At 65.5% G+C, this 21,104-nt stretch carries 18 protein-coding genes, 1 tRNA gene and 2 pseudogenes; 7 read left to right on the top strand and 14 right to left on the bottom strand.

Going from position 1 to position 21,104, the window contains the following annotated elements:
- Positions 1 to 54: 54 nt before the first annotated feature.
- The 7 genes from infB to KVT39_RS25095 form a co-directional block, all read right to left on the bottom strand.
- Positions 55 to 2,991, bottom strand: coding sequence for a translation initiation factor IF-2 (gene infB / locus KVT39_RS25125; RefSeq protein WP_034184028.1), 2,937 nt, complete (start codon positions 2,989 to 2,991; stop codon positions 55 to 57).
- Positions 2,992 to 3,082: 91 nt separating this feature from the next.
- On the bottom strand, positions 3,083 to 4,558 hold the full coding sequence (nusA, locus tag KVT39_RS25120; protein WP_034184027.1) for a transcription termination factor NusA: 1,476 nt from the start codon (positions 4,556 to 4,558) through the stop codon (positions 3,083 to 3,085).
- The gene (rimP, locus tag KVT39_RS25115) at positions 4,558 to 5,016 is read right to left on the bottom strand and encodes a ribosome maturation factor RimP (RefSeq protein ID WP_011351796.1); all 459 of its coding nucleotides are present in this window, start codon (positions 5,014 to 5,016) and stop codon (positions 4,558 to 4,560) included. Before rimP ends, nusA begins: the two co-directional genes overlap by 1 nt.
- A gap of 460 nt (positions 5,017 to 5,476) precedes the next feature.
- Positions 5,477 to 7,255, bottom strand: a complete 1,779-nt coding sequence (gene rluB, locus KVT39_RS25110; RefSeq protein WP_217590444.1) for a 23S rRNA pseudouridine(2605) synthase RluB — start codon at positions 7,253 to 7,255, stop codon at positions 5,477 to 5,479.
- Between the two features lie 60 nt (positions 7,256 to 7,315).
- The gene (gene scpB, locus KVT39_RS25105; RefSeq protein WP_217590443.1) at positions 7,316 to 8,371 is read right to left on the bottom strand and encodes an SMC-Scp complex subunit ScpB; all 1,056 of its coding nucleotides are present in this window, start codon (positions 8,369 to 8,371) and stop codon (positions 7,316 to 7,318) included.
- A gap of 272 nt (positions 8,372 to 8,643) precedes the next feature.
- The gene (locus KVT39_RS25100; RefSeq protein WP_034184024.1) at positions 8,644 to 9,846 is read right to left on the bottom strand and encodes a pyridoxal phosphate-dependent aminotransferase; all 1,203 of its coding nucleotides are present in this window, start codon (positions 9,844 to 9,846) and stop codon (positions 8,644 to 8,646) included.
- A 75-nt stretch (positions 9,847 to 9,921) separates the two neighbouring features.
- Positions 9,922 to 10,824 carry a LysR family transcriptional regulator gene (locus KVT39_RS25095; RefSeq protein WP_034184023.1) on the bottom strand — a complete coding sequence of 301 codons (903 nt, stop codon included), beginning with the start codon at positions 10,822 to 10,824 and terminating at the stop codon, positions 9,922 to 9,924.
- Between the two features lie 431 nt (positions 10,825 to 11,255).
- Between KVT39_RS25095 and KVT39_RS25090 the strand changes: the two are divergent.
- Both KVT39_RS25090 and KVT39_RS25085 read left to right on the top strand, forming a co-directional pair.
- Positions 11,256 to 11,642 (top strand): annotated as a pseudogene (locus KVT39_RS25090) (transposase); the annotation flags it as partial.
- A 210-nt stretch (positions 11,643 to 11,852) separates the two neighbouring features.
- Positions 11,853 to 12,104, top strand: a complete 252-nt coding sequence (locus tag KVT39_RS25085; RefSeq protein ID WP_105393023.1) for a hypothetical protein — start codon at positions 11,853 to 11,855, stop codon at positions 12,102 to 12,104.
- A gap of 195 nt (positions 12,105 to 12,299) precedes the next feature.
- Here the strand turns inward: KVT39_RS25085 and KVT39_RS25080 are convergent, their stop codons facing one another.
- Positions 12,300 to 12,617 carry a hypothetical protein gene (locus KVT39_RS25080; RefSeq protein WP_006495354.1) on the bottom strand — a complete coding sequence of 106 codons (318 nt, stop codon included), beginning with the start codon at positions 12,615 to 12,617 and terminating at the stop codon, positions 12,300 to 12,302.
- A gap of 157 nt (positions 12,618 to 12,774) precedes the next feature.
- Between KVT39_RS25080 and KVT39_RS25075 the strand changes: the two genes are divergently transcribed.
- The 3 genes from KVT39_RS25075 to KVT39_RS25065 all read left to right on the top strand — a co-directional run bounded on the left by KVT39_RS25075 (position 12,775) and on the right by KVT39_RS25065 (position 14,390).
- Positions 12,775 to 13,491: a YdcF family protein gene (locus KVT39_RS25075; RefSeq protein ID WP_105393022.1), complete on the top strand. Its 717-nt coding sequence runs from the start codon at positions 12,775 to 12,777 to the stop codon at positions 13,489 to 13,491.
- 220 nt (positions 13,492 to 13,711) lie between these two features.
- Positions 13,712 to 13,996 (top strand): hypothetical protein, encoded by a 285-nt coding sequence (locus KVT39_RS25070; RefSeq protein WP_034184020.1) that lies wholly within the window; start codon positions 13,712 to 13,714, stop codon positions 13,994 to 13,996.
- 136 nt (positions 13,997 to 14,132) lie between these two features.
- Entirely contained in the window at positions 14,133 to 14,390 is a 258-nt protein-coding gene (locus tag KVT39_RS25065; protein WP_034184019.1) for a hypothetical protein, read from the top strand.
- Between the two features lie 42 nt (positions 14,391 to 14,432).
- Here KVT39_RS25065 and KVT39_RS25060 read toward each other — a convergent pair whose 3' ends face one another.
- The 4 genes from KVT39_RS25060 to KVT39_RS25045 form a co-directional block, all read right to left on the bottom strand.
- Positions 14,433 to 14,723 carry a putative quinol monooxygenase gene (locus tag KVT39_RS25060; RefSeq protein ID WP_175749332.1) on the bottom strand — a complete coding sequence of 97 codons (291 nt, stop codon included), beginning with the start codon at positions 14,721 to 14,723 and terminating at the stop codon, positions 14,433 to 14,435.
- A gap of 545 nt (positions 14,724 to 15,268) precedes the next feature.
- Complete coding sequence (gene bamC / locus KVT39_RS25055; protein ID WP_034184017.1) at positions 15,269 to 16,477, bottom strand: outer membrane protein assembly factor BamC; 1,209 nt, start codon at positions 16,475 to 16,477, stop codon at positions 15,269 to 15,271.
- A gap of 140 nt (positions 16,478 to 16,617) precedes the next feature.
- Positions 16,618 to 16,694 (bottom strand) — tRNA-Pro (locus KVT39_RS25050).
- A 160-nt stretch (positions 16,695 to 16,854) separates the two neighbouring features.
- A complete protein-coding gene (locus tag KVT39_RS25045; RefSeq protein ID WP_034184016.1) occupies positions 16,855 to 17,568 on the bottom strand; it encodes a bifunctional 2-polyprenyl-6-hydroxyphenol methylase/3-demethylubiquinol 3-O-methyltransferase UbiG in 714 nt (237 codons plus the stop codon).
- Positions 17,569 to 17,731: 163 nt separating this feature from the next.
- Here KVT39_RS25045 and KVT39_RS25040 point away from each other — a divergent pair.
- Positions 17,732 to 17,989: pseudogene (locus KVT39_RS25040) on the top strand (tyrosine-protein phosphatase); the annotation flags it as partial.
- On the opposite strand, the gene KVT39_RS25035 reads toward KVT39_RS25040, so the two are convergent.
- Positions 17,887 to 18,123 (bottom strand): hypothetical protein, encoded by a 237-nt coding sequence (locus KVT39_RS25035; RefSeq protein WP_217590442.1) that lies wholly within the window; start codon positions 18,121 to 18,123, stop codon positions 17,887 to 17,889. The pseudogene KVT39_RS25040 and the gene KVT39_RS25035 sit on opposite strands and share 103 nt — an antisense overlap.
- Positions 18,124 to 18,343: 220 nt before the next feature.
- On the opposite strand from KVT39_RS25035, the gene KVT39_RS25030 reads away from it, so the two are divergent.
- Positions 18,344 to 20,554 carry a hypothetical protein gene (locus KVT39_RS25030; RefSeq protein ID WP_217590441.1) on the top strand — a complete coding sequence of 737 codons (2,211 nt, stop codon included), beginning with the start codon at positions 18,344 to 18,346 and terminating at the stop codon, positions 20,552 to 20,554.
- 82 nt (positions 20,555 to 20,636) lie between these two features.
- On the opposite strand, the gene KVT39_RS25025 is transcribed toward KVT39_RS25030, so the two are convergent.
- Positions 20,637 to 21,053: a MerR family transcriptional regulator gene (locus KVT39_RS25025; RefSeq protein ID WP_175749329.1), complete on the bottom strand. Its 417-nt coding sequence runs from the start codon at positions 21,051 to 21,053 to the stop codon at positions 20,637 to 20,639.
- Positions 21,054 to 21,104 lie beyond the last annotated feature (51 nt).

The raw sequence follows: 21,104 nt of genomic DNA, 5'->3' as shown, positions 1-21,104 counted from the left end.
AAAATGGGCGGGACAGGCCCAAGCCTGCCCCGCCCATGAGCCGATGCGCGACGGTTACAGCGTACGCGCGACTTCGGTCACTTCGAAGACTTCGAACTGGTCGCCTTCGATGACGTCGTTGAAGTTCTTCACCGACATACCGCACTCGAAGCCTTGCTTAACTTCCTTCACGTCGTCCTTGAAGCGCTTCAGCGATTCGAGTTCGCCCGTGAAGATCACGACGTTGTTGCGCAGCACGCGAACCGACGACGAGCGCTTGACGATACCGTCCGTCACCATACAGCCGGCGACCGTGCCGACCTTCGGTACCTTGAAGACCTGGCGCACCTCGACCATGCCGGTGATGACTTCGCGCTTCTCCGGCGCCAGCATGCCCGACATTGCCGCCTTCACCTCATCCACTGCGTCGTAGATGATGTTGTAGTAGCGGATGTCGATGCCGTTCGACTCGGCCAGCTTGCGCGCCTGTGCATCCGCACGCGTGTTGAAGCCGATGATGACCGCCTTCGATGCCGTCGCGAGGTTGACGTCGTTTTCGCTGATGCCGCCCACCGCGCTGTGCACGATCTGCACGCGCACTTCGTCGGTCGACAGCTTGAGCAGCGACTGCACGAGCGCTTCCTGCGAACCCTGCACGTCTGCCTTGATGATGAGCGGCAGGTTCTGTACTTCGCCTTCGCCCATCTGCTCGAGCATGCTTTCCAGCTTCGCGGCCTGCTGCTTCGCAAGCTTCACGTCACGGAACTTGCCCTGACGGAACAGCGCGATTTCCCGTGCCTTGCGCTCGTCCGGCAGCACGATCACTTCCTCGCCCGCACCCGGCACTTCCGACAGACCCTGGATTTCGACCGGGATCGACGGGCCGGCTTCCTTCGTCGGCTTGCCGTTCTCGTCGAGCATCGCGCGCACGCGGCCATAGGCCGTACCCGCCAGCACGATGTCGCCGCGGTTCAGCGTACCGGACTGCACGAGGATCGTCGCGACCGGGCCCTTGCCCTTGTCGAGCTTCGCTTCGATCACGATGCCCTTGGCCGGCGCTTCGACCGGTGCCTTCAGTTCCAGCACTTCGGCCTGCAGCAGCACGTTCTCGAGCAGATCGTCGATGCCGGCACCCGTCTTCGCCGACACCGGCACGAACGGCGAATCGCCGCCGTACTCTTCCGGCACGACGCCTTCCGCGACCAGCTCCTGCTTGACGCGCTCGGGGTTCGCATCCGGCTTGTCGATCTTGTTGATCGCGACGACGATCGGCACGCCACCCGCCTTCGCGTGGGCGATTGCTTCCTTCGTCTGCGGCATCACGCCGTCGTCGGCCGCCACCACCAGCACCACGATGTCGGTCGCCTTCGCGCCGCGTGCACGCATTGCCGTGAACGCCTCGTGACCCGGCGTATCGAGGAACGTGATGACGCCGCGCGGCGTATCGACGTGATATGCACCGATGTGCTGCGTAATGCCGCCCGCTTCGCCCGCGGCAACCTTCGCGCGGCGGATGTGGTCGAGCAGCGAGGTCTTGCCGTGGTCGACGTGACCCATCACCGTGACGACCGGCGGACGCGGCAGTTGCTCCGCGTCGGTGGTCGTTTCGCCTTCGACGAGCAGCGCTTCCGGATCGTCCAGCTTCGCGGCGACCGCGCGGTGGCCCAGTTCCTCGACGACGATCATCGCCGTTTCCTGGTCCAGCACCTGGTTGATCGTGACCATCTGGCCCATCTTCATCATCACCTTGATGACTTCCGAGGCCTTGATCGACATCTTGTGCGCGAGATCGGCAACCGACACGGTTTCCGGCACGTGCACTTCACGCACGATCGGCTCGGTCGGCGCCTGGAACGACGATGCGCTGTCCTGGTGGCGGCCACGGCCCTTCGGGCCGCCGCGCCAGCCGCGGTCGACGCCGCCGCTCGAATCGCCGCGCGTCTTGATGCCGCGGCGCTTCGCTGCGTCGTCCTGCCAGCCGCCCTTGCCTGCGCCCGGCTTCTTGTTGCGGTCGCCCGCGCCTGCCGGTGCCTGCGTCGTGGCCGGTGCTGCGCCGGCCGGCTTCTTCACTGCCGGACGCGCCTGCGCGCCTTCAGGCTTCGCCGGCTTGTGCAGCGTGCCCTTCGCTTCGGCCGGCTTCGGCGGCTCGACCGGCTTCGGCGGCTCGACTGCCTTGACCACGGCCTTGCGCGGTGTGTTCATCATTTCGCGGATCGCGCGCGCTTCGGCCTCGGCGGCCGCACGGCGCTTGCTGATCTCTTCCTGCTCGGCGCGCGCCTTGTCCGCCGCCTCGCGGGCAGCATCCTCGGCCTTCTTCGCCGCTTCGCGCTGCGCCGCACGTTCGGCAGCCGCACGGGCTTCGGCGGCCGCGCGCGCTTCGTCCTGCGCGGACTGCGCACTCGGTGCTTCCGGCTCGGCCGCGGCGGCCTGCTGCGCTGCCGCCTGCTGCTGTGCCGCTGCGGCTTCGGCCGCAGCACGCTTCGCCGCAGCTTCTTCCTCGGCGCGACGGCGCTCGGCTTCAGCCGCTTCCTCGCGAGCGCGGCGCTCGGCTTCCTCGCGCTCGAGGCGCTCCTGGCGCTCGCGCAGTTCCTGAGCCTGCTTTTCGAGCAGCTCGGCCTCGCGGCGCGCTTCTTCCTCGCGACGCTTCAGTTCTGCATCGTCGTCCGCTTCTGCGGCCTGCGCCTGACCCTGTTCCGCGCCATCGCTCACGTCGTCGCGCTTGACGAACGTGCGCTTCTTGCGGACCTCGACCTGAATGGTGCGAGCCTTGCCCGTCGCGTCAGATTGCTTGATCTCCGACGTATGCTTGCGGGTCAGCGTGATCTTGCGCTTGTCGCCGTCGGTTGCGCCGTGCGACTTGCGCAAATGATCGAGCAGACGCGCCTTGTCCGCTTCGGACAGCGCATCGTCTTCACTCGCTTTCTGGACGCCCGCTGCCTGCAGCTGTTCGAGCAGCACACCAGCAGGCATTTTCAGTTCCGCGGCAAATTGGGCTACGTTGTTACTCGCCATTCATTCCTCTTAGTGCAAGGACCGATTCCTTGCTGTTAGCATCGGGTCAGGCCATACGGCCGCCATCAAATCAGTGCGCCATGGTCATTTCTCACTGGAACCAGTGTTCACGTGCTTTCATGATCAACGCCTTAGCGGCATCCTCTTCCATCCCGGTCAGGTCGACCAGTTCATCCACTGCAAGCTCGGCGAGATCGTCTCGCGTCTGCACACCATGTTCGGCCAGCTTCGCGAGCAGCTCCGGCGTGACGCCGTCGAGGCTCTTCAGATCCAGCGCTGCGTTCTCGACCTTTTCTTCGTTCGCGATCGCCATCGTCAACAGCGCATCGCGTGCGCGGTTGCGCAGTTCGTGCACGGTGTCCTCGTCGAACGCCTCGATTTCGAGCATTTCGTTGAGCGGCACGTAAGCGATCTCTTCGAGGCTCGTGAAGCCTTCGTCGATCAGGATGTCGGCAACTTCTTCGTCGACGTCGAGACGCGCCATGAACAGCGCACGCAGCCGGTCGCGCTCTTCACCCTGCTTCAGGGCGGATTCGTCCGGCGTCATGATGTTGATCTGCCAGCCGGTCAACTCGCCGGCAAGGCGAACGTTCTGACCGCTGCGGCCGATCGCGACAGCCAGCTCGTTCTCGTCGACGACGACGTCCATCGAATGCTTTTCTTCATCGACGACGATCGACTGGACAGCTGCCGGCGCGAGCGCGCCGATCACGAACTGGGCGGGATCCTCCGACCATAGCACGATGTCGATGTTTTCGCCACCGAGCTCGTTGCGCACGGCCTGCACGCGCGAGCCGCGAATGCCGACGCAGGTGCCGATCGGATCGATCCGCTTGTCGTACGCGATGACGCCGATCTTCGCGCGCACGCCCGGGTCGCGGGCCGCCGCCTTGATCTCGAGCAGGCCCTGCTCGATTTCCGGCACTTCCATCTCGAACAGCTTCATCAGGAACTCGGGCGCCGTGCGCGACAGCTCGATCTGCGGGCCGCGCGCGGTGCGGTCGACCTTCGCGATGTACGCGCGCACGCGGTCGCCCACGCGCAGGTTTTCCTTCGGGATCAGCTGGTCGCGGCGCAGCAGCGCTTCGACACGGCCCGATTCGACGATGAAGTTGCCCTTGTCGAGGCGCTTCACCGTGCCCGTCATGATCTTTTCGCCGCGCTCGAGGTAATCGTTCAGGATCTGCTCGCGCTCCGCGTCGCGCACCTTCTGCAGGATCACCTGCTTCGCGGCCTGCGCGCCGATGCGACCGAACTCGATCGACGGTACGGGTTCCTCGACATATTCGCCGACTTCGACGTCGGGCTTCTGCTCACGTGCTTCGAACAGCAGGATCTCGCGATCCGGCTCCTGCAAGCCTGCCTCGTCGGGCACGACGAGCCAGCGACGGAAGGTTTCGTGCTCGCCGCTTTCGCGATCGATATGGACGCGGATTTCGGCGCCTTCGTCGAACAGCTTCTTGGAAGCGGACGCGAGCGCAGCCTCGAGGGCGCCCAGCACCACATCCTTGTCGACGTTTTTCTCGCGCGCCAGCGCATCCACCAGCATCAACACTTCGCGACTCATTATTTGCGGCTCCTAAAGTCAACTTGCGGAATCAGGCGGGCTTTGTCGATATCGGCCAGCGTGAAATCCAGCATGGCCGCCTCGCCCTTCTTCCCTTCAAATTCCAAACCGATCGTTTCGCCATTCGGCGCGTGCAGAATGCCCCGGTACGTCTTGCGCCCGTCCAGCGGCTTTTTCAAGGTCACGGAAACTTCGCTGCCGGCGAAGCGCTCGAAGTCGGCCAGCTTCTTCAACGGGCGGTCGAGCCCCGGGGACGAGACTTCGAGCCGTTCGTAATCGATGTTTTCGACCGTCAAGACGTGCTGGAGCTGACGCGTGACCTTTTCGCAATCTTCGAGCGAGATGCCGGCAGGCTGATCGATATAGATGCAAAGCATGCCGCGCCCGGTGCGCTCGAGATCCACCAGCTCGTAGCCGAGCCCGGTGACCGTGGTTTCTATCAGTTCCGTCAGTTGCACAGTGTCCTCTCAGGTGTTCGCGCCCGCCGCTCGCGATTCACCCGCGGGCGCGCGCCTTAGCCGGCGCAGGAAGCGCTACCCGAGATGCCTAACCGTTTCAGCAAAAAAAAATGGGCGGAACGCCCATCTTTCTTACTGGTGGTCGCACCTGAGCCGCACATTGAATCCGTACGCCCAGCGACTCCGCGATTATAGCGATTTTTGGCGCAAACGCCAAGCCAGCCGGTGAAAGCAGCGTTTCGACTGCCTTTACGGACCGAAAATGCGAAATCGGGCTACCCGATCAACCGGCGCAATCCGGCCGCACCGGAGATCGGGCATGCCGGCTGCCATCCAGCGGCACGCGGCATATATATACAGTCGAAATCAAGAAACGCAACGCGTCGCGCCGACAAAACCGGACGGATGCCGATCCTGCCGGCACGCCGGCGGCTTTGCGCCGCCGCATGCCGCGATACGCTTAGCGGCTGCGCGTGCGGCTGCGCTGCGGACGCGGGCTACCGCCGCGCGGGCCGCCGCCGTTGCCGGCGCCTTCGGTACGATTACCGTTCGGATTGCGATTGCCGCCCTTGCCGCCGCCTCGCTTGCCGCCCGCCGGGCCCTCACGCTTGGGGCCCGCGCCGTACGACGCGCGGTTGCCGTCGACATCACGGCCGCCGCCAGCGCGGTTGCCATCTCGGCCGCCGCCGCCCGAGCGGTTGCCGTCGCGGCCGCCGCCAGCACGGTTGCCGTAGCCCGACGGCGCAACCGGCAGGCTGCCGTAGCCGCTCAGGCCCGGCAGACCCGGCCCGCCGCGACGGCCACCGCCACGGCGCGGCTGGTCGAGCTGCCCGTGCGTCGTCAGCACCGGCTCGCGACTGATGAAGCCCATCGACGTCAGCATCGGATCGGGCTGGCGGCGCTCTGCCTGGCCGGCACCGCCACGCTTGCCTTTCTCCTCGGACGGTGCCTTCAGGCCGACGGTCGCCATCAGCTTGCGCACCTGCGCGTCGTCGAGCTCCTCCCAGCGGCCGCGCTTCAGACCGCGCGGCAGCGGGATCGGGCCGTGACGCGTACGGATCAGGCGGCTCACCATCAGGCCGGCCGCCTCGAACATCCGGCGCACTTCGCGGTTGCGGCCTTCGGCCAGCGCGACGTGATACCAGTGGTTCGTGCCTTCGCCGCCGCCATCGCGGATGCGCAGGAAATTGGCGGGGCCGTCGTCCAGCTCGACGCCGTGCAGCAGCTTTTGCCGGTTGCCTTCGGTGAGCTCGCCGACCACCCGCACCGCGTACTCACGCTCGACGCTGTAGCGCGGATGCATGAAGCGGTTCGCGAGGTCGCCCGACGTCGTCAGCATCAGCAGACCTTCGGTATTGAAGTCGAGGCGGCCCACCGCAAGCCATTTCGCCGTCTTCATCGGCGGCAGGCGGTCGAACACCGACGGACGGCCTTCCGGATCCGCATGGCTGACGATTTCGCCCGTCGGCTTGTGGTACAGCAGCACGCGCGGCGGCTTGTTCGGCAGCTTGCGCTTGACCGGCTTGCCGTTGATCCGCACCTGGTCGGTCGGCATGATGCGCTGGCCGATGTGCGCGGGCTCGCCGTTCACCGACACGCGGCCGGCGACGATCAGCTCTTCCATTTCGCGACGCGAGCCCATGCCCGCTTCCGCCAGCACCTTGTGCAGCTTCGGCGCGTCGTCGTCCGGCGACAGCACGCGCTTGTTCGCCGGCTGGCTGCGGCCGCGACGCAGCATCGGCGCACGCACGCCGCTGCCGCCCGCGGAGTTGTCCGCGTCGAATGCGGGCGACGTCACGTATGCGAACAGTTCGTCCTGGGACGCATCGCCCTCCGCCTTGGCCGGGCTGCCTTCAGCCTTCGGTGCGCCGCCACGGCGGCCTTGGCCGCCCTGGCCGCCTTGTGCACCCTGGCCGCCCTTGGCAGCGCCTTCGCGCTTGCCGGCCGGCTTGCGGCCGCCCTTGGCGGCGCCTTCCTTGCGCGGCGCGCGCGCGGGCTGCGCTTCGACGGCCTCGGCCGGCTGCGCGTCCGCGCCTTCGCCGCCCTGCGGCTCGCCTTCGGCGCCCTTCGACTTGGCCGCCGCGCGACGCCGCGCGATCAGGCTGCGCGGGCCTCGCCGCAGACCGCGGCGGGGACGCTCGTCGCCACCCGCGGCCGAAGCGTCCTGCTCCGGTGCATCGTCGGCACGCGCTGCCTGCACGGCAGGCGCGGACGATTCAATATCGTGGATATCTGTCAAAACAACCTCAAAATGTCAGGTCTCGCGCCCGGCGCGGGCGCGGCAAGAAGTTGGCCGCGTTCAGGCGCGACGCTGTTCGGGTTCTGCTTCGTCGTCCGGCAGCGCGTCGGCGCCGATGGGCGCACTGGCGCTTCGTACGGCATCGGCGAGACTGTCGGACGTGTCGTCCAGCATCTCGCCGTCCGCGGGACGGGAACGGGAGGCGTCGGCCTGGCCAACCTCGCCGGGCATGTCGCCGGCCGCTTCCGCTCCGTCTCCGGCAGCCGCTTCGGCGGCCGGCTTGCGATCTTCCTCGCTCCGATCCGCGCGCAGCGGCTCGGGCTGCACATCGGTCGGCACTGCTTCGGCGCCAACCTGTTCCGTTTGTTCCGTTTGCCGGCGATCAGCATCGAGCGTATCGCGGTTCGGCATTTCCTGCGTCGACGCGACATCGGTCGCGACATCCCCCGGCAATTCGGCCAATTGGCCGGCGGACGCTTCATCCGCCTGCGCCTGCGGCACGTCGTCTGCTGCGTCACCGGCTTGCGGCGTGTCGTCGGCAACCGGTACGGCGCCGTCGAAGTCCATTGCGTGCTGCGCAAGCAGCGCGGCCTCGATGTTCGCTGCCGGCTCCTCGAGCGCCGGCAGCTCGTCGAGCGCCTTCAGGCCGAGATCGTCGAGGAACTGCTTGGTCGTCGCATACAGCGCCGGACGCCCCGGCACGTCACGATGACCGATCACCTCGATCCAGCCGCGATCCTCGAGTTGCTTGACCACCTGCGTATTGACCGTGACGCCGCGAATCTCTTCGATGTCGCCGCGCGTGACGGGCTGCCGGTACGCGATGATCGCGAGCGTTTCGAGCACCGCGCGCGAATATTTCGGCGGCTTCTCGGGATGCAGGCGATCCAGATAGTGACGCATCGCCGGCTTGCTCTGGAAGCGCCATCCGGTCGCCAGCGCCACCAGTTCGACGCCGCGGCCGGACCAATCCTGTTTCAGATCTTCGAGCAACGTGCGGACCGTGTCAGCCGACACGCCGTCGGCAAAGAGCTTGCGCAAATCGCCGAGCTTCAGCGGTTCCTGCGCGCAGATCAAAGCAGTCTCGAGGACGATCTTCGCCTCTTGGGTATTCATGCAGCTAGGCCAGACCCTGTGGTCAAACGAACCGGATCAACAAACAGACGAAAGGAACGGAAGACGCGCTCGCCCGATTCTGATCGGTCATATTGATGGGAGCACGAACCGGGGGCGGCGAACCAACTTCAGGCCAGGCCCAAACCGGACGGAACAGCACGGCTCAACGACGGAACCGCGTGACTGAGCGCCATATTACGCAAAATTGCCCGGTGCGTAAAGATGAGCAGATCGGCCCGCCGCCAGTGCGCCGCGCCCGCTCCGGCCCTGCTTCAGCGGGCAGCCGCGCCGTGCGCGAGGAACCGGCGCAGCCGCTCGACGCCCGCGTCGAGTCGTGCCGGATCGCATGCGTAGCACCAGCGCACGAATCCTTCCCCCTCCGGGCCGAATGCCCGCCCGGGCGCAAGGCCGAGCCCCGCATCGCGCACCAGCGTCTTGCAGAACGCGAGACTGTCGGCCGCGCCCGGCAGGCGCAGGAACAAGTACATCGCGCCCGGCGGAGGCGGCACCTCGACGCCCGGCAGCGTCCGCAGCGCGGCGACCAGGTGATCGCGCGCTTCGCGCAGCGCCGCGACGAACGACCGCACGAACGGCTCGCCGTCGCGCAGCGCGACCTCGCCCGCGGCCTGCACGAAGCCCGGCGCGCACGACGTGTTGTATTCGACGAGCTTCGACAGATCGCCCATCACCGATGCCGGCGCAATGAGCCATCCCAGCCGCCAGCCCGTCATCGCCCATGCCTTCGAGAACGAATTCACGACAACGACCCGCTCGTCGCGCGATGCGATATCGAGGAACGACGGCGCGCCGCCGTCGCCGAACGCAAGCCGTTCGTACACCTCGTCGGCGACCAGCCAGATGCCGTGACGCCGACAATGGGCAAGCACGGCCCGCTGATCGTCGCGCGACATCGTCCAGCCGGTCGGATTGTTCGGCGAGTTGACCAGCAGCATCCGCGTATCGGGCGTCAGCGCGTCGAGCAGCCGGTCGACATCGAGCTGCCAGCCCGCGTCGCCATAGCCGAGCGGCACGCATTCGACCTGCGCGCCGAGGATCTTCGGAATCTCGACGAGATTCGGCCACAGCGGCGTGACCGCGACGACACGCTCGCCCGGGCCGACCAGCATCTGCGCGGCCAGCATCAGCGCGTTCACGCCCGAACTCGTCACGGCGACCGTGTCGGCCGCCGTCGCACCATGACGCGCGCTCACGTAGGCCGCAATCGCGTCGCGCAGCGGCGCAGTGCCGAGGTTGTGCGTGTAGAAGGTCGCGCCGTCGCGCAGCGCCGCTGCCGCGGCGTCGCGGATGAAATCCGGCGTCACGCGGTCGGACTCGCCGAACCAGAACGGCAGCATGTCCGGCACGCCGAAGCCGGCGTTCGCCACCTCACGGATCAGCGACGGACGCAGCGCGTGCACCGCGGCGCGCGCCGCCGGCTCGTCGGTCGTCGGGGAAAAACCTGCGGAATGCGTCATCGAGAACCACCGCCCAGGAACACGATCCACGTAGTGTACCGACCCGCAAGCCGGGCCGCGTCGCTTCCGCGCACGTCAGTCGAGGTCTTCCGCCCTCGCCGGCATCTGCCGCACGAGTTCCCAGATCGCCTGCGCCGCGGGCGACAACGACCGGTCGCGGCGGCGCACCAGTTCGACCGTGCGCTCGGTGCGCGGCGTGAGCGGCCGCGCGACGAGTGTCGAGCCGGCCGGCAGCGGCAGCGACAGCCACGGCTGCACGCTCACGCCGACGCCGGCCTCGACGAGCCCGAACACGGTCGCCGAATGCCCGAGTTCCTGCATCACCGTCGCATTGACATGATGGGCGGCCAGCGCGGCATCGATCAGCGGCCGGCTTCCCGACGCGTGATCGAGGAGCACGAGGCGCTCGCCGTCCAGCGCCGTCCACGGCACCTCGGAACGCGCCGCGAGCGGATGATCGGCACGCGCGACGAGGCAAAACGAATCGGTCATCAGCGGTTCGCAGACGAGATCGGCGACCGTAAGCGGCCCGATCACGACGCCGAAATCGACTTCGCTCGACTTCACCTTGCGCAGCACGTCGCTCTGCACGTCGTCTCGCAGGCCAAGCGTCACGAACGGAAACTGGCGCTCGCACGATGCAACCACGCGCGGCATCAGCCTGCAGGCGATCGTCGGGCTCGCCGCGACGATCACGCGCCCGCGGCGCTGCTCGCCGATCTCGCGAATCTCGCGCAGCGTGTCGTCGAGATCGTCGATCAGACGCGACACGCTCGCGATCAGGTTCGCGCCGACGTCGGTGAGTTGCACGTCGCGCGTCGTGCGGTCGATCAACTTCAGCCCAAGCTCGGCCTCGAGCTCCCGCACGCAGCGGCTGACCGCGGACTGCGTGAGCCCGATCTCGTCGCCCGCGCGACTGAAGCTCTTGAGCCGCGCTACCTCGATGAATACGCGAAGCTGGCGCAGCGTGACGTTCATCTCCTGACCTCATCAATCGTCGATATCGATGCACGATTTTAATGCGTGAATCCGGCTTCGATGCGCGAATCCGGCACCGGTCGCACATGTTTCGCTGCGGTGCAATACACAAGCAAACGCACGCAGCACGGGCGAACTGCACAAGATTGGTGATTGTCCCGATTTGCTGGCGGGTTATTTTGGCGTCTTATACGCCCCTAGCTGACTTAGCCGTTAGCTCGCTGCCAAGCGGCTCTCGAGGGATTCGCCTCCGACGTGGCACGCTTCGTGCATTACCTGGCGCACAGGGCGTAGGTTTCGTCGGATGGAAAGGCAGAAACGCCGCTGCCGGCCAACCGGACGCCCCCACCCGGCACTCGACGATCGAGTGCTTGAAGAGTGCGCGGCGCAGGGCAGCGCACCGGAGTTAGCTTCGCTGAGGTGAGGACATGATGCTGTTCGACGATTTGAGAGATAACGAGTGGGCGCTGGTCGAAGGTCTGTTTTGCTCGGAACCCGCACGGAGTGAGCGGCGCGGCCGCCCCCGAGTGGAAGCACGCTCGGTGGTAAACGCCGTGTTGTGGGTGCTGTCGACGGGTGAAGGCTGGTCGAAGCTGCCGGGCCGCTATCCGTCGCCGCCGACCTGCCGCCGTCGCTTCGACGAATGGCAGGCGGATGGCACGCTCGCCGAAATCGTGAAGCGACTCGGCACGAGCGGCCGGCAGATTTCGCTGCGCGGGCGCATCGGCGCGAGCGCCGCGAAGCCGCCCGCACCGCCGAGCCGCGACCGGCTGCGCGGCGCCTTCTGGACCAATCCGGAATCCTGGCGCGCCCCCGTCAAGATGGCGTAACGAATGCTCGATCGGGCGGCTTCGGCCGCCCGGTTTCTTTCCGCGACGCGATCTTTTCGCGACGCCTGCGTTGCTGTCGAATACCGTTGTCGTGCCGCGATACAACTATTTACCAATATTTACAGCAAGCCTGCACTCCCACGCTTACCTTAGCGAAATATCAACAGGCCGCACCGACGGCTTGAAGGGAGCCCCGCCATGAGACCAATGTCACTGCTCGTCGCATGCGGCATTGTCATTTCCCTGGCACTGACCGCTCCAGCTCACGCCGACGATCGCGCAAAACCGCCTCATCGCCAGCAGGATCACCGCAATACTCTCCGCCAGCCGCCGTCTGCAGCCCCGTCCGGCCGGCAAACCGTGCCGCGCGGCGACCTGCGCGGCGACATCGCCAGCAATGCGCGTGCGCGCATCGGCTCGCAGCCGTCCGACATGCCGCGTCATCCGTAGTCCTGCCAATTTCAGGATATCGTCGAAGAAAATGCCCGCTTTCGGGAACTGCGCCGCATGCGACGAGTCACATCGTTGCCATGAGCACAGCGTGGCAACAGCAAAAGTATCCGGTACGCCCGTATCCTCGCGATACGGGCTTTTTTTTGACGTCGCCGGCTTGCGCGGCGACGCCCGAGGCGGGATGGTCCGCCGCTACAGGCGGCTTTCGAGAATCGCCACGGCGCTGGCTTCGCTCAATGCGTAGTCGTCCATGCGGCGATCGGTCCAGGAAAGTAATTTCTCGTCGCGCTCGAGGCGCGAAAATTCGGCTCGACCACTGTCGGTCAGCACGGCGATGTCCACCGGTGCGTGAAAACCCGGCGCGGGGGCAACGGTCTTCTGCCTGACCGTGTCCATCAGCCCGAGCGAACGGAGATACTCGAACACGCCCGGGCGGCGTGCCCACGGTACCTGGCGGTACTGCACTCGTCTCAATGCGTCGAGCACCGCTTCGTTGGAATACGTGGCCATCTCGATTCTTTCTTAAAGTGCAGCGACAATGCGAAGCGGTGCGCCGGGCAGGGTCTCCGCCCGCCGATACCGCCACCGATTCTGGAGGCCGACGTTCGGCGTCGCTTCAGGGCCGGATCGTCAGCCGTCCATAAAAAGACACCATACCCCAATCAAATTGATTCTGTTCGATTCATTTGTACTTCTCTTCATCTGTTTCATGCTCTGCCGCAAGCGGCGACGAGTCATCTCGATCGCCGCCGTTGCGCTGTTCTGGCTGCTCGCGACAGGCTGGCTCACCGCGCCGCTGATCGCGTGGAGCGAGGCGGGCGTCGTGCCGGTCGAGCACCCGGACATGCATGGGCGAACCACGCTGATTCTGCTCGGCACCGGCACGCGCCGCACCGACTCCGGGCTGCAGCCGCCGCCCGATGGCATCGCGCGCATCCACAAGGTGGCGGCGCTTTATCGCGTGTGCCGGCAGCAGGCCGAGCGCTGCACCGTATTGATGTCGGGCGGCGACCCGCAGCATCACGGCGAAACCGAGGCAGCCGTATACGGCCGCCAGCTCATCGAGGAAGGCGTCGCCCCCGGCGACCTCGTTCTCGAACCGAACAGCCGCACAACCTACGAAAACGCGAAATTCACTGCGTCTATACTACGCCCACAGTATGACGACGCACGCATTCTCGTCACCTCGTCGTATCAGATGCGCCGTGCCCTGCTCGATTTCCGCCGATTCGGCATCGATCCGCAGCCCGTTTATGCGAATCGCCGGCGTGCGCAAACGGGCTGGCTGCCACGCTGGCGCAACGTGGCCAACGCCGAGCAGGCGCTGCACGAGCTGGTCGGCATCGCGCAATTCCACGTCTACCGATGGCTCGGATGGTTCTGACGACTGCGCGAAAACGGGAGCGGAATGGCAGTACTGCCCAGGATGGCAGGCGCGTGACGAAGTGCGCGAAGTGTTGCGCGACTTCAACGCGGCCTTGCGTCGCGCCACGATCCGGTGCACATTGATCCGTCACTTTTGTTACACTCGACACGCACTCGTTTGCAGTCGCCAGACAAAACGGCAACATTCGGGTTCATCACCACTTAGCGGAGGTAAAGCAATGAAGAAGACGTCCCTGGCTATCCTGGTAGCGATGTCGGCGCTGACTGGCGCAGCGTATGCGCAAGAGAGCACGGAAATCAAGACCATTACCGATCCGGCCAAGATCTCCGAGATCGAGCAGCGCGCACAGGCGCTGCAGCAGCAACAAGCGGCCGAAGCCGCTCAGCCGGCGATGCAGGAAGAGCATCACCACGGCAAGAAGGCTGCTCACCACAAGGCTGCTGCGAAGAAGGCCGGCAAGAAGGCTGCCAAGGCCGCTCCGGCAGAAGCTGCCAGCCAGTAAGTTCGGCGGTACCGCACAAGCGAAAAGCCGAATCCGGGTAACCGGGTTCGGCTTTTTTGGTTGCGGTGCCCGCGCGCTGTGCTAAAGTCGCGCACCGAAATTTTCCACCCGTGCGCACCCCGGTGCGGAGGACAGCATGAGCAACATTCAACTCGACATCGAGTGGACCGAAGCCGCCACTCGCCAGATCAAGCAACTGATGCCCCGCGGCTCGGCCGACGCATTCCTCGCGCTGCCGCCGATCGAGTGCCTGCCGATGGAAGGCGACGTGCTCTTCCTCGGCCCGCAAGGCAAGCAGCAACCGTTCATCGTCGCCGAGCGCCAGTATCATCACGACGGCGACGCCGACTGGACGATCATCCTGATCCTCGACGTACCCGGCACGTCGCACTGACGCGCTACTGCGACCGGACACGTCCGGTCGCCCCCCCCCTGCTCAGACGAGCTTCGACAGCACGCGGATTTCGGCACTTTCGATCCAGTCCGCGGCCGCTTCGCGATAAGCGAGAATGTGCGCGGAACGCGCATGGGCGGCCAGCGCCTCCTCGCTCTCCCAGCGCTCGACGAACACGAACCGAACGGGCTCCTTCAGATCCCGGTGCAGGTCGTACTGCAATGCACCGGCTTCGTTGCGGGTCGGCTCGACGATCCCTTCGAGCGCGGTGCGCAGCTTGTCCTCGGCGCCCGGCTTCGCGACGATCAGCGCCACGACTGCTATTTCCGCCATTCCCGACTCCTTCATCCAGAAAATTCCGAGAATACGCGAATCACGCATCGCGCATCGGCCACGCCGATGCAGCACTGCACGACGGCCAAAAAAATAGCCCGCGCTTCGGAGAAGCGCGGGCGAAACCGTCGCCCTACGAGGATAGGCGACGGGGCCATCGAGATCCGCGCGCTGGCGCACGGATCGTCATCAGTTGCGCCGGCACTTGTCGTGCCGGCATTTGAAAACGTCGAGACCGTTGATCGAGCGCTCGCGACGCACGCCCGGCATCTGACGCCATCCTCCCTGCTCCAACGATTCCAACATATAAAGCAGTTTGCGTGCCAAGCGTTGAACACCGGTCATACCATTGATTCATAAGGACAATTTTTCGGTCGACAACAATGTGACACGTGTTCTGCCGCCGTAACGCACGGATGTTACGTAACGTCACGATGAGGGACCGAACCTCTCGCACATGCGCACGCAAGCCGCACGCCGGCGAGCGGCCATAAAAAAAGCCCGCCATTCGGCGGGCTTTGCACGGATGCGGAGAAGCGTCGGGATCAGCGGAGCTGATTCACGAGCAGCCCCATGATCTGACGAGCCGGCGACGACGTGTCGATCGAACCCGAATCGTCGACGACCGCGACGCGCGTCTGGTCGGCCGTGAGTGCCTTCACGTTGACGCGGTACTGCTTCGCCTGCTTTTCCTTCTTGCCGTGGAACAGCTGGCTCCAGAAGCCCTGCTCGGCCGAACTCAGGTCCTTCGGATCGACATAGCGCACGAAATACAACCCCTTCGAGCGATCGCGATCGTCGACCGTGAAGTTCGCGCGATCGAGCGCGAGACCGACGTGCAGCCACGATCGGTCGTACGGCTCGCCGAGCGTGACTTCGGACGGCACGGCCGCGTCGGCCGCATCGTTACCCTGCGCCGACGTGCGCGAGACATTCTGCGCGGCGATCGCGGCGGCAGCCTTCGACGATGCGTCGGCGTCGGCCTTCTTGTCCTTCGGCACCGCGTTGTCCTTGATGTTCGCGATCGGCGGCTCGCCGTTCTTCGCGCGCTGCTCGTTCTGCGCGAGCACGGCCATCAGCCGCTTCAGGTATTCGGTCTCGAGCGCCGGATCGTTCGGCTTCGGTTCCCACTTGCTCGAATCGTTGTTCGCGCCGGTGATCGCCTCGCGCATCCCCTTCTGGCTGATGAACACGTAGGTGCCGCCGTTCGGTGCCGAATCGAGACGCGTGCGGTACTTGTTGCGCTCGGCCGTCACGTACGAGTTGCCCATTGCCTTCGAGATCACGCTGCGGATCAGGCCGTCGTTGATCTGCGGATGGGTTTCGTTCCAGTCGGTTTCCATCACGCCCTTGTCGCGCTGGTCGACGACGAGCAGGAAGCCCTGCTCCTGCCAGAAACGACGCACCTGCGGCCAGATGGCGGCCGGCTGCTTGCCGTCGATCACGAGCCAGCTCTCGGTGCCGTCGCGCTGGATATGCATGCCGGCCACGGCTGGCGCGACGGTGTCCAGCGCAGGCGCTGCCTGCTGGACCTGCTGAAGCGCAGACAGGGAAGTCGCGCCGCCCTGGGGCGGCAGCGAACGCTGATCGGCCGTCTCGTCGAGCATGTTGGGCGGCACTGCGAGCGACGCTTCCTTCGATTTCGAATCGCTCTTGTAGTCCACTTTCGTGGGCGACGACGTACCGCAACCGGCGACGAGCGCGCCAGTGGCGAGCACTGCAGCGAACCGCATGGTAAGACGAAGATCAGTCATGTTCGGGGAATCCTCTTCCGCTAAATCACGGCGCTTTCCGTGGATCAACCTTGCATTTTACCGGGGCCGCGCCGCGATGTGCAAAAAAGCGACCGGCAAGAAAAAACCCGCGTCAGCATGAACTGACGCGGGTTCTTGTCTGGTCGGGGCGAGAGGATTTGAACCTCCGACCACCTGCACCCCATGCAGGTACGCTACCAGGCTGCGCTACGCCCCGAAAGAAGAAAAGTATAACAGACACTTTTCAGATTTAGAATCGGGTCGCATGCATTTTGTGAATGTTCTTGTGAAATTTTTTGGCGTGACGGTGCCGATACGAGTGAAGCCGCGCATGCTGGCGCGATCTGCGCTCCCACTGCACGGCGCCCGCATCGCATTCACCGCTTGCGCGCAACGCAGATGACCGTCAGGCCGGCAACGCGGTTGAACCGGAACATCGGCAACTCGACGCGACAGATCGTCTTGAGCAAGCCGTTGACGAGCGGATGGTGCCGGCGCAATTGCGACGCCGGCTCGCGCGGATGCCGACGCGCCCGCTCGCCCAGCCGCAGCGCTGCCGCAAGCGGAAACGTGAGGCCGAAGTAATAGGCGCCGCGCTCGACGTCGAGCCCCGCACGACGAACCACATCCTCGAGACCGCCGAGCGTATACCTGCGCTTGTGCTCGAGAAAATCGTCATGGCCGCTCCAGAGGAACTGGAACGCGGGAACCGTGATCAGGAACCGGCTGCCCGGAGGCGCCCCCTTCACATACTGCGCCAGCAGCCCGACGTCGTCGTCGACATGCTCGAGCACGTCCATCAGCAGAACGAGATCGGCATCGAATCGCTCGACGGACCGTCGAAAGTGGATGGGTTTGCCGGCCGTCTCTTCGTCGGTATCGTCGGCGTAGCTCGTATCGACACACCACGCTTCCGTCGCCTGCGTGCGTTCGAGCAAGTGTTTCGAGAAGAAGCCGGAGCCTGCACCGACGTCGAGTATCCGGTTCGCGCCCGCCCCGCCCAGGAACCGACGGATCGCGCTCGCCTTCGACGCGTAGTACCAGTGATCGCCCACACCCGCACCCAATACGTCGACTTCCTTCAGATCCATGACGCTTCCCCGTGATGGCCAAGTGTTTTGATCCGTACAGCCATAAAGCTGATCTTACCTCGCCGTTGCCGCCGATCGTACCTGTCGACGCCGCACGGCCGGGAAGGATCGCACCGGCTGGACGACCGCGATTCTGCATACGATCCTCGGCCTCTGTCGGTAAACGATTTTCGCGGACTACCTGCTGACCAACGTATATAGCGCATCCGGAATTGCCGCGTCTGTCGCCCAGGCTCAAAAAGCCGGCGGGCAAAATGCGGCAGACATGATGACCGCGCTGCAACGCGCGCACGCCAATCATCTGCGGGCGACATTCGATCAGGTCACCGCGTCGTACGGCTCGATGACGTCGTACATCGTGAACGGACTACAACTCGACCAGGCGACGCTGAACGCAATCCGGCGGCGCATGCTGGTCTGATCGGCCCCGCAGGCGAGCACGACGGGGCCGGATCGCCCGCTTGCTTCGACCGCCTCGACCGACGCGTCGCGAATCCGGTGAAAACCCGCGCCGGCCAAGGCTGGCAGCGGATTCGCCCGTTCGTCCAGAAACACGTCGGCCGAGGGCCCGCACAAACCAAACGACCGTTTGATCCGGCCGCCCCGCCACCCCGAATCCATTGCCCCGCAGCCCGTCGGCTCGCCGTGCCCGGGCGCCCGTTGTTTGGTAACGCCGCTCTAGCGCGCTATGACACACTGCACGGCATCGACGCTCGCGCCGTGCAGTACCGTGGCGCGCGCCGCCGTCGATCACGACAAGACATGGAGACAGACGATGCGGAATGCGGTCCGGCGCGGCCATCGCTCGCCTTTGGCAATTTTCGACTGGATTTCCGGCCCGCGACGCGCGGCCGCCCCGGTCTCGCACAAGACAGCCCGCGTGTTCGGCTGCGGCGCGCTGGCGCTCGCGCTGCTCTGCACCGGCTGTGCGGAATCGTCCGCGCAGCGCGCCGGCAACGCGTCGGTCGCGTCGACGAAGATCGAGCGCACCAAAGCCGAACGCCTCGCCCGCGAGCAGCAGATCGCGCGCACCGTGCCGTCGCTCGCGTCGATCAGCCTCACGCAACCGCGCCCGTTCACGCTGCGCGACTCGGGCCAGAACGGCGCGATGACGTTCCTGCGCGACGTCGATTTCCGCATCGTCAACAACCTCGGCTTCTTTATCCATCAGTTGTCGGCCACGCTCGTGCCGACGCAGGCCGGCGCGCCGATCGTGTTCGACGATCCGACGAGCTTCGAGATCGACGTGCACGAAGGCACGGTCACGCTCGACAACGCGAAGCTGACCGCCCTCTTCAATACCTATATCTTCGGTTACCGCAACGCACCGCTGCGCAAGCTCGCCGTGTCGGCCGGCGACGGCGTGATCCACCTGCAGGGCGAAATGCAGCGCGACGGCTGGGTGCCGTTCTCGCTGACCGGCACCCTCGCGATCCGCGACGGCAGTCAGCTCGTGTTCCACCCGACCGGCGTGCGCGTGTCGGGCATCAACGCGCAGCCGGTGATGCGCGCAGCCAACGTGAAGATGGCCGACCTGCTGAAAGTCCAGACGCCGATCGCGCAGCTCGCCGGCGACGACCTCGTGATGTCGGTCGACAAGCTGATGCCGCCGCCGCGCCTGAAAATCACGATCACCGCGCTGCGCGTGACGCCGGCCGGCCTCGACCTTACGCTCGACGACGGCACGCATGCGGGCTTCGCGATGCCTGCGAACGCGCCGCAGCAGGCGATGGTCATCCGCGGCGGCGACGTGAAGTTCATGCGCTCGATGCCGATGAACGCCGACATTTTGATCGGTCCGGTCGATTCGACGAAGCGCGACCAGAATTTCGTGTTCGACCTGTATCACTATCGCGACCAGGTGTCGGCCGGCTACTTCAATTTCGACGAAAGCGGTGCGATGGCCATCCGCATGCCTTCGTACACGGGCCCCGCCAGCGGCGCGCTGCTCGGCAATGCGGCCGCACGCCTGAACGACAGCTTCCTCGCCGCGCAGCAGAATGCGCTGCGCGATGTGCGCCAGCACTGGGAAGCCTACGCGCTCGCGGCGGACACCGCACGACCGGGCATGCAGAAGGTCGCGATGCGGCGCACGTCGACCACGCCGTTCAACGAGCGGCACGTGTCGAACCGCAACCCGACGATCCATCTGCGCAACGTCGACTTCAACCTATCTGGCGATATCGGCTTTCATGTCGAAGATCTCGACGTCGAACTCGTGTCGAAGCGGCCCGTCGAGCCCGTCGACCTCGACGATCCGAACCAGTACGACATCCGCATTCTCGGCGGCACGGTCGTCGAGTCGTGGAAGGCGATGTCCGCGCTCTTCAACAACTACCTGCTCGACTACTCGCCACGTTCGCTGAACGACCTGCAGCTCAGTGCGGACGGCCAGAACCTGCGCGTCCAGGGCGGCATCAAGCTGTGGAATCACGTGCCGGGCGTCTGGCTGCCGACCGACATGAAGGGCTCGCTGACGGTACTCGACGACCGGCACCTCGCGTTCAAGCCATCCGAGGTGTCGGTGCTCGGCATTCCGCAGGCGAAGCTGCTGCGCTCGCTCGGCATCGAGCTCGCTTCGCTGACGCCGCTGCAGCGTCGCGGCGCGGAACTGCGCGGCGACACGCTCGTGCTCGACCAGTACACCGTGTTCCCGCCGCCGGTGCTGAACGGCAAGCTCGGGCAGGCAACGGTCGAGCGCGACGGGCTGCGCCTCACGTTCCGGCGGGCGGCGGGCGCGCCCGCGCCGAAGCGGCCGCAGATCGATGCGCCGAGCTACATGTGGATGGAAGGCGGCGACATGAAGATGTTCAACGTGCTCGAACTGAACGTGCGCGCGCTGATCCGGAATTCGGCCGAGGCCGGCCCGATGCGTTTCGACCTGTACGGCTATCGCAGCCAGGTCGCGCAAGGCTCGGTGAGAATGCTGCCGGACGGCACGCTGGTCGTCGACATGGGACAGAAGAACCCACTCGCGTCGCGCTGATCCGCGCGCGCGACACGCATGAAAAAAGCCCGGTGGCGCTTCGCCAACCGGGCTTTTCATTTCGTCCTTCGTACTTCGCGCTTCAGTCGTGCTTCAGTCCGTCGATCACGTCGAGCAGCGCCTGCCGCAACGCGATGACGTCGACGGTTGCGCCCGGCTTGCCGGGCACACGCGCGTCGGTGGCCTGCTCCTCGGCGGATTCGACCGGTTCCGCCGCAGCCCGCCCGCCGCTCGGCGAATCGAGCCGATTGCGTGCACCGTTGATCGTGAATCCCTGCTCGTACAGCAACTCGCGAATCCGCCGGATCAGCAGCACTTCGTGATGCTGGTAATACCGACGATTGCCGCGCCGCTTCACCGGCCGCAACTGAGTGAATTCCTGTTCCCAATAACGCAGCACATGCGGCTTGACCCCGCACAGTTCGCTGACTTCGCCGATCGTGAAGTAGCGCTTCGCGGGAATCGGAGGCAAAACGACTTTCTCAACCGTGGTGGTCATCGTCGGTTAACCGTCGGTAAAGGGTGCGCGGCGGCCGCGCGGAGACGTCAG

The sequence above is a fragment of the Burkholderia sp. GbtcB21 genome, from assembly GCF_019091065.1.
Taxonomy (GTDB): domain Bacteria; phylum Pseudomonadota; class Gammaproteobacteria; order Burkholderiales; family Burkholderiaceae; genus Burkholderia; species Burkholderia pyrrocinia_C.
The sequence above is the reverse complement of the archived record's forward strand: the minus strand, read 5'-3'. Positions and strand labels throughout refer to the sequence as shown.

Excerpts from the sequence above, each read along its gene's own strand:
- infB (WP_034184028.1), bottom strand. The coding sequence starts at position 2,991 with ATGGCGAGTAACAACGTAGCCCAATTTGCCGCGGAACTGAAAATGCCT.
- nusA (WP_034184027.1), bottom strand. The coding sequence starts at position 4,558 with ATGAGTCGCGAAGTGTTGATGCTGGTGGATGCGCTGGCGCGCGAGAAA.
- scpB (WP_217590443.1), bottom strand. The coding sequence starts at position 8,371 with ATGAATACCCAAGAGGCGAAGATCGTCCTCGAGACTGCTTTGATCTGC.
- KVT39_RS25100 (WP_034184024.1), bottom strand. The coding sequence starts at position 9,846 with ATGACGCATTCCGCAGGTTTTTCCCCGACGACCGACGAGCCGGCGGCG.
- KVT39_RS25095 (WP_034184023.1), bottom strand. The coding sequence starts at position 10,824 with ATGAACGTCACGCTGCGCCAGCTTCGCGTATTCATCGAGGTAGCGCGG.
- KVT39_RS25085 (WP_105393023.1), top strand. The coding sequence starts at position 11,853 with ATGAGACCAATGTCACTGCTCGTCGCATGCGGCATTGTCATTTCCCTG.
- KVT39_RS25080 (WP_006495354.1), bottom strand. The coding sequence starts at position 12,617 with ATGGCCACGTATTCCAACGAAGCGGTGCTCGACGCATTGAGACGAGTG.
- KVT39_RS25070 (WP_034184020.1), top strand. The coding sequence starts at position 13,712 with ATGAAGAAGACGTCCCTGGCTATCCTGGTAGCGATGTCGGCGCTGACT.
- KVT39_RS25065 (WP_034184019.1), top strand. The coding sequence starts at position 14,133 with ATGAGCAACATTCAACTCGACATCGAGTGGACCGAAGCCGCCACTCGC.
- KVT39_RS25060 (WP_175749332.1), bottom strand. The coding sequence starts at position 14,723 with ATGGCGGAAATAGCAGTCGTGGCGCTGATCGTCGCGAAGCCGGGCGCC.
- bamC (WP_034184017.1), bottom strand. The coding sequence starts at position 16,477 with ATGACTGATCTTCGTCTTACCATGCGGTTCGCTGCAGTGCTCGCCACT.
- KVT39_RS25045 (WP_034184016.1), bottom strand. The coding sequence starts at position 17,568 with ATGGATCTGAAGGAAGTCGACGTATTGGGTGCGGGTGTGGGCGATCAC.
- KVT39_RS25030 (WP_217590441.1), top strand. The coding sequence starts at position 18,344 with ATGCGGAATGCGGTCCGGCGCGGCCATCGCTCGCCTTTGGCAATTTTC.
- KVT39_RS25025 (WP_175749329.1), bottom strand. The coding sequence starts at position 21,053 with ATGACCACCACGGTTGAGAAAGTCGTTTTGCCTCCGATTCCCGCGAAG.